The sequence below is a fragment of the Sediminitomix flava genome (genome assembly GCF_003149185.1).
Taxonomy (GTDB): Bacteria; Bacteroidota; Bacteroidia; order Cytophagales; family Flammeovirgaceae; genus Sediminitomix; species Sediminitomix flava.
Genome location: NZ_QGDO01000002.1, coordinates 1,168,824 through 1,183,130 on the forward strand (window position 1 = coordinate 1,168,824; position 14,307 = coordinate 1,183,130).

The following is a 14,307-nucleotide window of genomic DNA, read 5'->3' on the forward strand; positions in this document are numbered from 1 at the left end:
GTGCGCTCTAGTAGCACACAGCCTTTCAAGTCAATATCATATATACACAAAAATCTAGCCTTTTTTGAGTCTCATGCTTACCCAGTTACGTAACTCCAAATGAGATTCATAAGATAATCCATGTTTTTCTGCTTCCGCTTGCATGGTTTCAATATCTTCTGTGTAAAAACCACTCAAAAGTAAGGTTCCGTTTTCTTTCAGCATTTCAGCGTAAAGTTGCATTTCTGTAAGAAGCACATTACGGTTAATGTTCGCAATTACGATATCATAAGGCGCATGAAGTGTCATTTCTTGTACAGTTCCCTGTGTCATATCGAAGTCAACTTCGTTGATTTTTGCATTTTCTATTGCATTCTCAACTGCCCACTCCTCAATATCGCATGCATCAACGAGCTTTGCTCCTAGCTTTTTGGCCATAATGGCTAAAATACCAGTTCCTGCACCTAGGTCAGCTACAATTTTATCTTTATGGTCTAACTTCAACTGATTTCTCAGCATCAATGTTGTTGTTGGGTGATGCCCTGTACCGAAAGACATTTTAGGGTTAATGACAATTTCGTATGGGTATGGCTTTTCAGGTTTATGAAAACTAGCTCTGATGATCAATTCCTCAGAAATTTCAACCATATCATAGTTTTCTTCCCAAAGCTTGTTCCAGTTCTTTTTTTCTTCCTCACGTACAGTGTACTCGATTTGGCCTTCAAAAGGTGCTAAAACTTCTTTCAGTTCTTCTTCTGCGTACTGATCTTTTTCAATTGATGCTTCGAAACCATTTTCGTCTTCAAGAAAAGAATCGAAACCAATATTCCCGATCAAGGCCTGCAGAATTTCTGAAAGCTCTTCCCCACATTTGAGTTGTACAGTGATAAAGTGCATATTTTTATGATCTAATTTTTTAATCCTATAAAAACTCTAGAACACAAAAAAAGCGATAAACAATGAGATTGTTTACCGCTTTTTCAAAAATCAGTCGAAATAAACTGAAATTAGTATGATTTAGAGATTGCAACGAAATCTGCAGCAGCCAAAGAAGCTCCACCGATCAAACCACCATCTACATCTGCTCCAGCAAAAATTTCGTTTGCGTTGCTTGGCTTACAGCTACCTCCGTAAAGGATAGAAATATCGTTTGCAGCATCACCATATTTTGCAGTCAACATAGCACGAATTTCTTTGTGCATGTCTTGAGCTTGCTCAGCAGAAGCAGTTTTACCTGTACCAATTGCCCATACTGGTTCGTATGCAATTACAACTTTCTTGAAATCTTCAACAGGAAGGTGGAATAAGCTCTCGCTCAATTGCTTGCTTACTACCTCATTTTGCTTTCCAGCTTCTCTTTCCTCTAATACTTCACCTACACAGAAAATTGGAAGCATATCGTTTTCCAATACCGCATCTACTTTTGCAGCCAACATTTCGTTAGACTCACCAAAGTACTCACGTCTTTCACTGTGTCCTAAAATCACATAATCCACACCGTAAGACTTCAATTGTGCAGCAGAGATTTCTCCAGTGTATGCACCTGAAGGCTTGTCGTAGCAGTTTTGAGCCGCAAGGAATACATTCTCAGCATCGCCGATGATGTTCTTCACTTCTGCGATATGTACGAAAGGAACGCCCATGATCAATGTAACATCTGAAGGAGTTTCCGCTTTTGCTTGAGCTACTACTTCTGATGCCAATGCTTTTGCCTCGTCTTTCACGAGATTCATTTTCCAGTTTCCGGCTACAATTTTCTTTGCCATTGTTACTTTTATTTAGGATTAGTTGAACGCTTCAAATATAGATAACCTCATTGCTCTGATAAATGAGTAATGTCATTAATTGAAGGAGGTTCTTTACTGAATCGTTCCATTAAGATTCAACAAAACAGAAAAGCGTTCCCTAATGTTTCTGCTTTCTACCTCTAAACCTTACTCCTAGACGTACTTTTTGGCTTTATTTTGTTCTGAATACGATGCATTGATTCATTTTCGCAGTGGAGGAAGTGTAACAATTAAAAAACCCAAAAATGTTTATATGAAAGCTTCGATGAAACTAAGCATTGCTACATGCTTACTACTAACTTGTATGTTTGGTTGTAGTGATGACGACGACGGAAACACCACAACTTCATCTTCTCAATTAGACGAACAACTTGAGGAGCAACTCATGGTCTCTTCTAGCGGCGCTGGAATGTCATTCTACATTCTTCCCGAAAGTGATGACTACAATAACATTCCTCAAGATCCAAACAATCCTATAACAAGAGCCAAATGTGATTTGGGACAATTACTTTTCCACGAAACCGCATTGGCTATCGTTCCTAAAAAAGAAATCAGCAGAAACACTTACTCATGTGCTTCATGTCACCACGCGGCTGCCGGATTTCAAGCAGGACGTATGCAAGGTATTGGAGAAGGTGGACTTGGTTTTGGTATTGCAGGAGAAGGAAGATCTGCACATTTAGAATATGTAGACTCCTTACTAGACGTACAACCACTACGATCTCCTACGGCAATGAACGGTGCTTACCAAAAAAATATGCTTTGGAACGGGCAGTTCGGAGCTACGGGTAAGAACATAGGTACTGAAGCTCAATGGAAAGAAGGAACACCGATCGCGACCAACAAATTAGGCTTTGAAGGATTGGAAACTCAAGCTATTGCTGGCTTAGGCGTTCACCGATTGAGTATCAATGACAGTATTCTTGATGATCACAACTATCGAGAGATGTTTGATGCAGCTTTTCCAAACGATCCTGTAAGTGACAGATATAGCCTTACAAACGTTGGATTGGCCATTGCTTGCTACGAAAGAACACTTATGGCCAATGAATCTGGATTCCAAAAATGGTTAAAAGGAGATAAAACAGCACTTAGTGACGCAGAAAAGCGTGGCGCTTTGGTTTTCTTTGGGAAAGGCGAATGTTACTCTTGTCACAATGGGCCAGCACTCAACACAATGGAGTTTACTGCCATTGGTATGGGTGACCTTGAAGGAGCTTTAGTAAGAGGTGCTGAAGATGAAAAAGCAAACTTGGGTAGAGGTGGCTTTACAGGAAATGATGCTGATAAATATAAATTTAAAGTTCCTCAGCTCTACAACTTGAAAGATTCTCCTTTCTACGGACATGGAAGTACATTCAAAACGATTCGTCAAGTTATTGAATATAAAAACAAAGGTGAAGTTCAGAATGCAAATGTCACGGAACAATATCTTGATTCAAGATTTAAGCCATTGAACCTCACTTCAGATGAAATAGATGATTTAGTCAAATTCTGTGAGTATGCACTTTGGGATGATAACTTAAAACGTTATGAACCGGAAACAATACCTTCTGGGATGTGTTTTCCAAACAATGATGCCCAGTCTAAGTCTGACATGAATTGTGACTAATAAGATATACCGCAAGATGTATTTGGTATTTGGAGCGATGGAGAAGCGTACGGAAGGAATTGTTGGTGTGTAGATTTAGTTTTCCATTTACAAAAAGCGGTTGAGCTGCCTCAAATTGAGGTAGCTCTTTTTTTATGCACAAAAATCAGGTATATCTCTACATTCAAATTTCTTCATTTTTTCATCAAACCTTACATCTTAATAAAATTCAATATCCTCTTATGTTCTTTATACATCCGCAGATTTAAACGAAGGTGTTAATAGAATCCAAAGAACAACTATCATGAGATTATCGAAAAAGAGGTGGGGAATACTCATTTCCTCATTACTATCTGTCATGATCATGTCTTGTAGCGATGATGATGACCCAGTAAGTGCCACAACTTCTTCTTCCGAACTCGACAAACAACTAGAAGAAGCCCTTATGATTGCCTCTGAAGGCGAAGGGATGAATTTTTACATTTTTCCAGAAAGCGACGATTATAGCAATATCCCTCAAGACCCCAATAATTTAATTACAGAAGAAAAATGTAGACTGGGGAAATTGCTATTCCATGAAACTGGCTTGGCAGTAAATCCAAAACGAGAAGAAGGTAAACACACCTACTCTTGTGCTTCATGCCATAATGCAGGCTCAGGCTTTCAGTCTGGACGAGCACAAGGTATAGGAGAAGGTGGACTCGGTTTTGGATTTAAAGGTGAAGGTAGAACTCCGCATTTAAATTATGATGACAGCTTGCTTGACATTCAGTCCATTCGTGTACCAACAAACTTAAATGTAGCCTACCAAAGAAATGTCTTTTGGAATGGACAACTAGGAGCCACCGATGCCAACGCAGGAACCGAAGGTCTATGGGTTGAAGGTTCTGCTTCCTTTACAAACCACTTAGGTTTTTTAGGTCCAGAAACACAGGCCATCATCGGACTTACAGAACACCGTATGGATATGACTCCTGAATTGGCTGAACAATACGGTTATAAAGAGATGTTTGATGCCGCATTCCCCGACTATCCCGAAAGTGAGCGTTACACTCCTGTCACTGCAGGTTTGGCTATTGCTTGTTATGAACGTACACTCCTAGCCAACAGAGCTGGTTTCCAAAAATGGTTGAGAGGTAATAAAGCAGCTATGTCTGATGCCGAGAAAAGAGGAGCATTAATCTTTTTCGGAAATGGAGAATGTTCTTCTTGTCACAACGGACCTGCGCTTAGTACATTACAATTTGCAGCTATCGGTATGGGAGACTTAACTGCCTCTTTAGTTAGAAGTGGAGGGAGTAGTGAATCAAGTTTGGGTAGAGGAGGTTTTACTGGAAATGATGATGAGCTTTATGCCTTCAAAGTTCCTCAGCTTTACAACTTGAAAGATGCACCATTCTTTGGGCACGGAAGTACTTTTACTTCTCTTCGTCAAGTCATTGAATACAAAAATAGAGGAGTCGCGCAAAATGCTAATGTCACCGAAAAATACCTCGACCCAAGGTTTAAGCCACTCAACTTAAGTGAAGACGAGGTTGATGATTTGGTCAAATTCTTAGAATATTCACTTTGGGATGAAGAACTTGAAAGATATATCCCTAGCTCAAATCTTTCTGGATTCTGCTTTCCTAACAACGATGAACAATCCAAGTTTGATTTGGGCTGTGATCCTCAATAATTAATACTGTATTAAATACTAGGACATAAGGAAATAGGTAAAGCTACATATTCTATTCGAAGAGTTAACAAAGTGATCTTCGAATTAAGATATGGGAGTTAGAGTCTTCAGACTCGACATTTTAGCAGATTTTTCGAGTCTGAAGACTCTGGTTTCCATTTGTGAGTTCTTAGAGTAACTCTAAGAACAGTAAAGGAGAAATCCTTAGATCACTTCGTTAACTCTAAGGATAGTATTGCCCATATTATTATGTCCTATTCCTTATTTACTCATAAGTAATAAAAAAGGGAACCTCATCACTGAGATTCCCTCTTTGTATATTCAGCCTTCTAAATTAGTAAGACCAAAGTGTCGCTTCGTACTCCATCAATTGGTATAAAGCTTCTAATGATTTGTAATATCCATTTTTACCATCACCATGAAAATCTACAATTGTATTATCTTTCGGATTTTCATATTTACTCAACACTCCATGATATAACTCTAGGTTAAATGCATCTGTCAAATTTCTGTGCTGTGCTTGGTTTTCTGTATTGTACCAAATGGCATCAGGATTATCTACCGTTTTTCCACCTTCTTGCATGTGGAACACATTTTCATTCAATTCTTTGAAAGAGAAAGTAGCAATTGGTAAATCCAATTCTAAAACATTCTCTTTATGAGGAAGAATAAGTGTGATCGACTGAATATCGTTATACATACGTGAACGACGTTGATCAAATACTCTATCAATTTTCATTTCTAGCAACCAAAACTGACGCGCATTATATTCATTACCTGCGGCAAGGTCATCGCCCCAAGCTTCCATCATATCTTCATCTAAACCTTCTGTTTGAGGAACACGAAGGCGTTTCAAAAATTCTTCTTTACTCATTCTTGTTGCCAAAGAATCATTCATGTAAGGGATGATTTTATCTTCCTTTACAGCATTGATCAGCAACTTTGAGATTTCATTGTTTTGTGCGAAGAATGGCTCGTTTACTCTAGTTTTGAGGTTTAGTGTAAACCACAAAGACTTTTTCCACATAATATCATCTTCACGAATAGGACGTACAGAATGAGGGTTGTATTTACCTTCTTTCTCTACATACGCTTCCTGCGCTCCACTTATAAATGGAAAACAAAACAATCCTATGAATAGTATTTTGAATATTTTCATACTCTATATTTTTCCTTCTACACCGATTAATCAAACTCTTCAGTCTTAAATTTACTAGGTTTTTATGTAAATATTAATATCTATTTGCCAGTAACTTACATTTATTACAAAAAGACTGAAGATCAGCAATCAGTAAGAAAGCTAATACTATGCCATTGTCAGAAAAGTATTTTCTTATTCATTCAGATTCCAGTTATAATCCAAATATTTAACTTTCGCCTCATCCTCAATCTTTGTTTTTGAATATCGATTAATAAAATCAATTACAGTACCATTTTGTTCAAAATCTCCGCTAAACCAACTGAATATTTTAGAGATCTCAACTTCATTAGATGCAATTTTATTTCTTTTAGCATCATTGATAAAAAGTTCCGCTTGTTCTTGAAGTTGCTCTTCCACTCTTTCCGCTTCATAAGCTTCATTTCTGAGAATTGGGCAAGAAACAGACGCACAGTTTACTGCAAAGTGAATTCTAGGTTCTGAAAATTTCTTTCTCAAAATCTGATGTTCGATATTATTCAGGTCATATTTTTCACCTTCAATCTCAATAAACTTGATATCCCAAGGAGATTTCACCAACGGAATATTTACAGCCGTAATATCTTTTATACTTTTCAGCGGATAATTATCAATGATAAGCTTTACAGTAAAAGCATTGTAGGCATTAATCCAATAAACTAACCTTTCTTCTTCAGACCAATTCAACTTATTCGGGTGATTGGTAGATAACAGCTTCAAATATTCATCAAATGCTTTACTATCATTTTTAAAACCTTTGTAATCTACATCGCCTTTCGCATTCACATGCTTCTTGAGAAGAGCTGTCCATTTTTCGTGAGAAATAGGATTTGAGTCTGATTGAACATCTGGCATTGGAGAAGAAATCGAAAAATATCCAAATAAGATGAGCGGGATAAGCACAAGTGGTATTAGTTTTTTGTTCATGATTGTATCTTTGCAATTAATTAAAGTAAATGAGTGCATTAGCATAACACTTAGTCAGCTTGCTTGTTTGACTTAGTGCTGTTGAAAGGTGAATTAATCATTAAGTCACCCAAATTGCAATGTATAGCAAAAGCTAGAAAGAATATACGAATGAAATACTTGATTGTTGGACTAGGTAATATTGGCGCTGAATATGCAGAAACTCGTCATAACGTAGGTTTTATGGCATTAGACCGTCTTGCAAAAAAAAATGATGTGTCTTTTGATTCTGACCGTTTAGCATTTAAAGCTGAGTTTAAGCATAAAGGCAGACAAATCCATTTGATTAAGCCAACTACTTATATGAATTTAAGTGGAAAGGCTGTCAATTACTGGATGAAAGAGCTAAAAATTGAAAGAGATAATGTTTTGGTCATTGTCGATGATCTAGCAATTCCGTTCGGTGCATTGAGAATGAGAGGAAAAGGTTCTGCTGCAGGACATAACGGTTTGAAAGACATTGAAGCGAAACTTGGAGGAAATAACTACCCTCGTCTCCGATTCGGAATTGGCGATGATTATCCGAAAGGTCGTCAGATTGACTTTGTACTTGGAGAGTTTTCTCAAGATGAACAAATAGAGCTAGACAATACCTTACTTGATCGTTGTGGAGATATGATTCTTTCCTTCTGCTCCATCGGGATTGCACGAACGATGAATCAGTTCAATAAATAATTCAAAAAGCCTCAGTCATTAACATTTGACTGAGGCTTTTTTTATTGCAAAAATCCCATTTTGAAGATGATTCATTTTAAAATAACCCCAAGTTCAGTCTATTTTATAAGGAAATAATCCTATCTTAGGAAGATTTTATCAAAGTGTACAAGTTAAGCTTTTAACGCAAACCTCATGAGAAAACTGAACTTTACCATTTTATTGATGGTATTGAGCGTGTTTACATCTTTCGCTCAAAAGAATATAACATTAGAAAACATTTGGTCGCAATACCTCTTTTATCCGAAATCAGTAAATGCTGTAAACTGGATGAAAGACGGACAGTTTTACACTGCATTGGCAAACAATGCTATCGTAAAAACAGACGTAACTACAGGTAAAGAAGTAGCTACATTGGTAGAAGGAGACGCTCTTTCTCCAGCATTAAAAATTGCAGGTTATGAATTCTCTGCAGACGAAAAGCAAGTGCTTTTACTTACCGACAGAGAATCTATCTATAGAAGATCATTCAAAGCAGAATACTATGTTTATGATCTTGAATCAAAAGAATTGAAAAAACTATCAGCAAATGGAAAGCAGTCCTATGCTACATTCTCTCCTGATGGTTCAAAAGTTGCCTTTGTTCGTGAAAACAACCTTTTCTACGTAGACCTAGCTTCTATGGAAGAAAAGCAAGTGACGACAACAGGTAAATTCAACCATATCATCAACGGTTCTGCTGATTGGGTTTATGAAGAAGAATTTTCTTTCGCAAAAGCATTCTACTGGTCTCCAGAAGGTGATAAAATTGCGTACTTGATCTTCAACGAAACTGAAGTTCCTGAGTACAATATGCAAGAATGGAATCACTCAATGCCTTACCCTACAGATTACCGTTTCAAGTATCCTAAAGCAGGTGAGAAAAACTCTGATATCGCTCTTTCAATTTTCAATTTAGGAGATGCTTCAACTACAGACGTTGAGCTTGGTACAGAAAAAGATATTTATATTCCTCGTGTACAATGGACAAAAGACAACAATACTTTGTCTGTTATTCGCATGAACCGTTTCCAAAACAAGTTGGAAATTTTGCACGTAGGTCAAGACGGAAAAGGTGAGGTAGTATTGACTGAAGAGGCTGATACATACGTAGACCTTGATTACTGTGACGAACTTACTTACCTAGAAGACGGAAAGCACTTTGTATATACCTCAGAAACTGATGGCTTCAAGCACATTTACCTTTACAAATTGAACGGTGAGTTGGTAAGACAAATCACAAAAGGTAACTGGGAAGTAAAGAAATTGGTAGGCGTAGATGAGAATGCAAAACGCATTTACTACATCTCTACCGAAGCATCTCCAATGCAAAAAGATTTCTACAGCATTGACTACAAAGGTGGAAAGAAAACAAAACTGAGCAAAAAAGCGGGTAATACTACCGTAAACATGAGCCGTGATTTCAAATATTACATCTCATACCACTCTAGCTCAGAAGAAGTACCAACAGTTTCTCTTTTTGCTGTAAAAAGAAATGCTGAAATCAAGGTATTAGAAAACAACGAAGCATTCAAAAACAGAGTAGCTGACTTTAACTATGTGAAAAAAGAGATGTTCTCTTTCACTCCTTCTCACGGAATGGAGCTACATGGTTATATGCTTAAGCCAGCAGACTTTGACGAGTCTAAAAAATATCCTGTTTTGATGTTCCAATACTCAGGTCCAGGTTCTGAGCAAGTAGCAGATAAATGGGGTGGAGGAAACTTCGCTTGGCACCAAATGCTTACACAAAAAGGCTACATTGTAGCGGTTGTTGACGGTCGTGGTACAGGAAACAAAGGTAGAGCATTCAAGCATGCTACTTACCGCCAATTGGGTAAATTGGAGGTAGAAGACCAAATCACTTCTGCACAATATCTTGCAGAAATGCCTTATATCGATGCTAGCCGTATTGGTATTTGGGGTTGGAGTTACGGAGGTTACATGTCATCAAACTGTATCATGCAAGGAGCAGATACCTTCAAGATGGCAATTGCAGTTGCTCCAGTAACGACTTGGAGATTATATGATACGATTTATACGGAACGTTATTTGCAACGTCCTCAAGATAATGCAGCGGGTTACGATGAGAACTCACCAATCAACCACGTAGATAAATTGAAAGGTAAATTCTTATTAATCCACGGTACTGGAGATGACAATGTTCATGTTCAAAACGCATTCTTGTTACAAAACGCATTGATTGGTGCAGGAAAGCAATTCGACTCATTCTATTATCCTGACCGTAATCACGGTATTTATGGTGGAAATACACGATTGCACTTGTACACATTGATGACGGATTATGTAATGAATAATCTGTAACAGTAATCGCTGTATTTTTATAATTAAGATGATGGAAAGGTCAAGCTTCTTTGGGGCTTGACCTTTTTGTTTGGCTACACTTTTGTAAAACCTAAAAGAACCGAGCCGCATTCCTAAACTGTTACAGAACAAATATTTGTTCTGCATATGAAAAAAGAGTTATATCTATGGGAGTATCGTCAAGCTACATGGCTTGAGCTATTTTTTGATCTCATTTTCGCCGTTTCTCTCGGACAAATCACACATTTACTTTCTCATACACATAATCACCACCTAGAGAGCGCTAGTTTCATCAAGTTTTTGGTACTTTTCATTCCTTATTGGTGGATATGGCTTTCGCACACCATCTTTTCAAACCGTTATGATCGAGACGAAAAAGGACATCGCTTTCTCACTTTGGTACTCATGTTTTTGCTCATGCTCATGTCTGGTGTTTTAGATTTGAAAGTGGAAAGAGGATACCGACTTTTTATCTCTATTTATGGTGCAACAAGATTTCTTATCACTTATTTATTCTTTGCTGAGGGAAGGAAAAACAATGATAAAGCAGCTAGCCAAATCGCAGAATATTTCTTTCTCGGAGCACTGATTTCAACATCAGCACTATTGTTCCCCTTCAAATATGCGGTCTTTATCTTTTTCTTAGGAATTGCCATAGAAATGATTCTACCATTGTTTTACAGCAAAAAAAACAATCTAAAACCTGCGGATAGAGATCACCTGGTCGAACGAATTGGACTTCTTGCCATTATTTTACTGGGAGAATCTGTCATTTCATTATCTGCAAGCTTGAGAGAAGTAGTTTGGAATACACAAACACTTTCAGCCGCAATTATTGGTTTTGTAATGATCTGTATGATTTGGTGGATTTATTTCGATTCATTCACTTTATTAATTGAAAGTAAGCGTGATAAAAATGGAGTCGTTATCGCTTTCTCTCAATTTTTCACCTACGTGTCTTTTGCCTTAATAGCAAATACCATCAGACATGCCATTTTCAACGATCTCAATATAAATGAGTTTAAAATGATGGCATTTTTAGGAATGGCTTTTCTTTACATCGGAAAACAAACAGCCTACTTCATCAATGTTCCAGAATACCGTTATCATAATATTCGAAATACAATTATTGTATTTGTCATTATGATTTCTTCTATGTTCCTCAAACAAGCAGACCATATTTTATACGGCATGGCTCTTTCTTTTGCCGTATATATCGCTGTAAACTATCAATCTCAAATTAAAATATATGGAAAGTCGGTATTTTAACCCTATTTGGAATAATTTTGGAACGAGTTTTATTTTTTTACGTTTGAAGTGATGGAAGAACTGACTATACCTATTAAATGACTACTAAAGAACAAAAAATCAAATCGGCGGTTAAAGAACTGGAGAAGTTAGCCAAATGGATGGATGATTATCATTTTGATGTCATCATTGGTCTAATCCCAGGTGCCGGAGATTTTGCTTCCTATCTCATTTCAGTGATTTACACTCACAAAGTATTAAAGAAGCACGGCCTACATAAAGCTTATTTTACCAAGATGCTCACCAATCTCACGGTTGACTTTATCATCGGACTTGTTCCTGCCATCGGAGACTTGATCGATTTCCTATACAAAGCCAATCGTAGAAATGTAGATCTGCTGAAAAAAGAACAAAAAGAAAATTAATAACGTCTATTTCTCAAACTTTTTAACCAATGAAAGTTGATAAAAATCTACTAAAAAAAATATTCTCCATTGGAGTATTAATCGGGATTGTACTCGGTATAATTATCTATATCGAAAAAATTGCTCAACCCGAATCAAAAATTTATCTCGTTACCTTTTCACCGATATTATTCATTTTGATAAAGAATATTTTCTCATCACCCAAAGAAGAATTCAGACTTTAAAATGAAAATATCATGCGTGAAATTAAAATTCTTAAACTCTCTACCGAACTAGAGAAGTTACATCTCATCAAAAAATAAAGACAGAACTACACATTCGCAGTTCTGTCTTTATTGTATAAAAAGAAATTTAAATCAAAAGGCTTAGATTTCTACTTGCCCTTTAAAAACTTCTTGTGCAGGACCAATCAAATAAAGATCTTCAAAAGCACCTTCTTTTTCAGTAAAAGATACTTCCAATTCTCCTCCCATTACTTTTACAGGCACTGGAGATTTCATTCCTTGTAAAGCCGCAGAAATAACCGAAGCTGTCACTCCCGTACCACAAGAGAATGTTTCATCCTCAACTCCTCGTTCATAAGTTCGGACAAACAAACGATTCGTATCTGTCTTTTCTACAAAGTTTACGTTTGTTCCTACTTTCTTGAATCTATCGTTGTAACGAATACTTTTTCCTAGTTCATAAACATCAAGGTCTGCTACTTCCTCAGAAAATTGTACATAATGCGGAGAACCTGTATCCATAAAGAAATAATCGTCTCCTTGTTCAATATCTAAAGGCGGGTTCATTTTCAAATGAACTTTCCCTTCTTCATCCAAATGTGCATGATGTAAACCATCTGCTGCCCAAAAAGTAGTAGATTCTTGGAATGCGCCTAATGTATGTGCAAATTTCACGGTACATCTTCCTCCATTTCCACACATACTCCCTACTTTTCCGTCTGCATTGAAATAAATCATTTCAAAGTCATACTCAGGATGACTTCTCAATAAAATCAAGCCATCTGCTCCAATTCCAAATCGACGATCACACAAACGAGCGTTTAGAGTAACATTTTCAATATCCCACTTTTCTTCACGATCATCGATCATGATAAAATCATTTCCCGTTCCTTGATATTTTACAAAATTTATGGTCATAGTTGGCTCTTTTTAAGAATATGCTTGCTTTTATTAGTTTTAGACTCACATTAAAGAATTAAAGTTCTGAATTATTTACATTTGTCTGATAATTTCAGCACTAAAACCTCTTACAAAAATAATATTTCTTGTTGCACTCTCACCAAGAAAAAGGGGATTAAAAATTTAAGGTTTACTTTTTGCTAAAGTATATTGCGAACTTAAAACAGGGCAATTTTAGAACGATTATACATGAAAAGATTCTTTTTTCTTTTCTTCCTTCTTTTTATCACACTTGGGCTACAAGCACAACATGCTTTATGGACGGTAGGTGGGTCTCTTCATAACGAAGGGCTCAGACTAACAAGTAAGGCTGATGATTTGAGATTGAAAAACAAAGCATGGGGCGCAGGTATTTACACGACCTTCTTAGTGATGGACGGGATTACGGTTACCCCATCATTTCGATATAGTTTTAATTCTACAGCTTCATTCCATATCAATTCACCCAATTCTTTCGAAGATTTTTTACCACCAGACAACCTGTTTTATAACAACCCTTTTGCTGAAGTGAAAGGTTACGCCGTAGGTATTGAAGGTAACTTTTATATTCTAAAGTTTTTCGAAAACCGATTTATCGAACAAGTACGTGAGAATTTTTTCACAGGTTTTGGTCTTTCTTGGCACTCTGTCACACTAAATCACGGAATTCCAGAGCTACCTCCTACAGGTCCTCCTGTGGGTGAGTTTCCAAATTTTCAGACCTCAACATCTTCAGCCGCAGGGCTTGGCATCAACCTCTCAGCTGGTTATCATTTTTATGTTACAGATAGAGTTAGTATAAGTCCTATCCTTAGGTTTGAATACTTACCTAGTAAAACCTTTGACGGACTAGGCGATGCTTTGAATAGTCAAAATCCGAGCTCTACCGAAAAAATGTCGGGCATAAATCCTGCATTTGAAATAAGAGTAGGCTATGCCATCAAACAACGTCTTCCACTCTGTCCAATCAAAAGTTGTAAAGTACAACAAGAACACCGTCATGCGATACTTGGGGGAGCCCGTCTGAGAGGAAATCCGTATAACCTAAGACAAAATCAGAAGTACGGAGACATACACAGAGGTCAAGTAAAACAGAGCAAAGACAAGCTTTCAAAAGCTGAAAAAAGAGAGCGCAGAAAAACTAAAAAAATGCAAAAGAAAAATCAGCAGAGAAAACGTCGTTTAATTATCGTTGGAGGTTGATTTTTAGTAGTAAAATTTCATTGAAATTTTGTATCTTGCCGTTCAACTTTTTGCGTAAGAGTTTGAACCAAT

Annotated in this window: 12 protein-coding genes; 7 read left to right on the top strand and 5 right to left on the bottom strand. The window is 37.0% G+C overall.

Annotated features, from left to right (window positions below):
• Positions 1-54 precede the first annotated feature (54 nt).
• Both prmA and tpiA read right to left on the bottom strand, forming a co-directional pair.
• Positions 55-876 (bottom strand): 50S ribosomal protein L11 methyltransferase, encoded by an 822-nt coding sequence (prmA, locus tag BC781_RS11845; RefSeq protein WP_109617820.1) that lies wholly within the window; start codon positions 874-876, stop codon positions 55-57.
• A 110-nt stretch (positions 877-986) separates the two neighbouring features.
• Positions 987-1,745: a triose-phosphate isomerase gene (tpiA, locus tag BC781_RS11850; RefSeq protein ID WP_109617821.1), complete on the bottom strand. Its 759-nt coding sequence runs from the start codon at positions 1,743-1,745 to the stop codon at positions 987-989.
• A 274-nt stretch (positions 1,746-2,019) separates the two neighbouring features.
• Here tpiA and BC781_RS11855 point away from each other — a divergent pair, with 274 nt between their 5' ends.
• Positions 2,020-3,378, top strand: a complete 1,359-nt coding sequence (locus BC781_RS11855) for a cytochrome-c peroxidase (protein ID WP_245935612.1) — start codon at positions 2,020-2,022, stop codon at positions 3,376-3,378.
• Between the two features lie 283 nt (positions 3,379-3,661).
• The gene (locus tag BC781_RS11860; protein ID WP_109617823.1) at positions 3,662-5,035 is read left to right on the top strand and encodes a cytochrome-c peroxidase; all 1,374 of its coding nucleotides are present in this window, start codon (positions 3,662-3,664) and stop codon (positions 5,033-5,035) included.
• A gap of 334 nt (positions 5,036-5,369) precedes the next feature.
• Here the strand turns inward: BC781_RS11860 and porN are convergent, their stop codons facing one another.
• Complete coding sequence (gene porN / locus BC781_RS11865) at positions 5,370-6,194, bottom strand: type IX secretion system ring subunit PorN/GldN (RefSeq protein ID WP_109617826.1); 825 nt, start codon at positions 6,192-6,194, stop codon at positions 5,370-5,372.
• 174 nt (positions 6,195-6,368) lie between these two features.
• Positions 6,369-7,139, bottom strand: coding sequence for a DUF547 domain-containing protein (locus BC781_RS11870; RefSeq protein ID WP_109618035.1), 771 nt, complete (start codon positions 7,137-7,139; stop codon positions 6,369-6,371).
• Positions 7,140-7,289: 150 nt separating this feature from the next.
• On the opposite strand from BC781_RS11870, the gene pth reads away from it, so the two are divergent.
• The 4 genes from pth to BC781_RS11890 all read left to right on the top strand — a co-directional run bounded on the left by pth (position 7,290) and on the right by BC781_RS11890 (position 11,869).
• Positions 7,290-7,853, top strand: coding sequence for an aminoacyl-tRNA hydrolase (gene pth / locus BC781_RS11875; protein ID WP_109617828.1), 564 nt, complete (start codon positions 7,290-7,292; stop codon positions 7,851-7,853).
• Positions 7,854-8,027: 174 nt separating this feature from the next.
• Positions 8,028-10,196 carry a S9 family peptidase gene (locus tag BC781_RS11880; protein ID WP_109617830.1) on the top strand — a complete coding sequence of 723 codons (2,169 nt, stop codon included), beginning with the start codon at positions 8,028-8,030 and terminating at the stop codon, positions 10,194-10,196.
• Positions 10,197-10,343: 147 nt separating this feature from the next.
• Positions 10,344-11,465: a low temperature requirement protein A gene (locus BC781_RS11885; RefSeq protein ID WP_109617832.1), complete on the top strand. Its 1,122-nt coding sequence runs from the start codon at positions 10,344-10,346 to the stop codon at positions 11,463-11,465.
• A gap of 77 nt (positions 11,466-11,542) precedes the next feature.
• Positions 11,543-11,869: a DUF4112 domain-containing protein gene (locus BC781_RS11890; protein WP_109617834.1), complete on the top strand. Its 327-nt coding sequence runs from the start codon at positions 11,543-11,545 to the stop codon at positions 11,867-11,869.
• A 365-nt stretch (positions 11,870-12,234) separates the two neighbouring features.
• Here BC781_RS11890 and dapF read toward each other — a convergent pair whose 3' ends face one another.
• Positions 12,235-13,011, bottom strand: coding sequence for a diaminopimelate epimerase (dapF, locus tag BC781_RS11900; protein ID WP_109617838.1), 777 nt, complete (start codon positions 13,009-13,011; stop codon positions 12,235-12,237).
• Positions 13,012-13,242: 231 nt separating this feature from the next.
• Here dapF and BC781_RS11905 point away from each other — a divergent pair, with 231 nt between their 5' ends.
• The gene (locus BC781_RS11905) at positions 13,243-14,235 is read left to right on the top strand and encodes a hypothetical protein (RefSeq protein WP_109617840.1); all 993 of its coding nucleotides are present in this window, start codon (positions 13,243-13,245) and stop codon (positions 14,233-14,235) included.
• Positions 14,236-14,307 lie beyond the last annotated feature (72 nt).

What these genes read in the sequence shown, in the direction of transcription:
- prmA (WP_109617820.1), bottom strand. Translation starts at nt 876, where the DNA reads ATGCACTTTATCACTGTACAACTCAAATGTGGGGAAGAGCTTTCAGAA.
- tpiA (WP_109617821.1), bottom strand. Translation starts at nt 1,745, where the DNA reads ATGGCAAAGAAAATTGTAGCCGGAAACTGGAAAATGAATCTCGTGAAA.
- BC781_RS11855 (WP_245935612.1), top strand. Translation starts at nt 2,020, where the DNA reads ATGAAAGCTTCGATGAAACTAAGCATTGCTACATGCTTACTACTAACT.
- BC781_RS11860 (WP_109617823.1), top strand. Translation starts at nt 3,662, where the DNA reads ATGAGATTATCGAAAAAGAGGTGGGGAATACTCATTTCCTCATTACTA.
- porN (WP_109617826.1), bottom strand. Translation starts at nt 6,194, where the DNA reads ATGAAAATATTCAAAATACTATTCATAGGATTGTTTTGTTTTCCATTT.
- BC781_RS11870 (WP_109618035.1), bottom strand. Translation starts at nt 7,139, where the DNA reads ATGAACAAAAAACTAATACCACTTGTGCTTATCCCGCTCATCTTATTT.
- pth (WP_109617828.1), top strand. Translation starts at nt 7,290, where the DNA reads ATGAAATACTTGATTGTTGGACTAGGTAATATTGGCGCTGAATATGCA.
- BC781_RS11880 (WP_109617830.1), top strand. Translation starts at nt 8,028, where the DNA reads ATGAGAAAACTGAACTTTACCATTTTATTGATGGTATTGAGCGTGTTT.
- BC781_RS11885 (WP_109617832.1), top strand. Translation starts at nt 10,344, where the DNA reads ATGAAAAAAGAGTTATATCTATGGGAGTATCGTCAAGCTACATGGCTT.
- BC781_RS11890 (WP_109617834.1), top strand. Translation starts at nt 11,543, where the DNA reads ATGACTACTAAAGAACAAAAAATCAAATCGGCGGTTAAAGAACTGGAG.
- dapF (WP_109617838.1), bottom strand. Translation starts at nt 13,011, where the DNA reads ATGACCATAAATTTTGTAAAATATCAAGGAACGGGAAATGATTTTATC.
- BC781_RS11905 (WP_109617840.1), top strand. Translation starts at nt 13,243, where the DNA reads ATGAAAAGATTCTTTTTTCTTTTCTTCCTTCTTTTTATCACACTTGGG.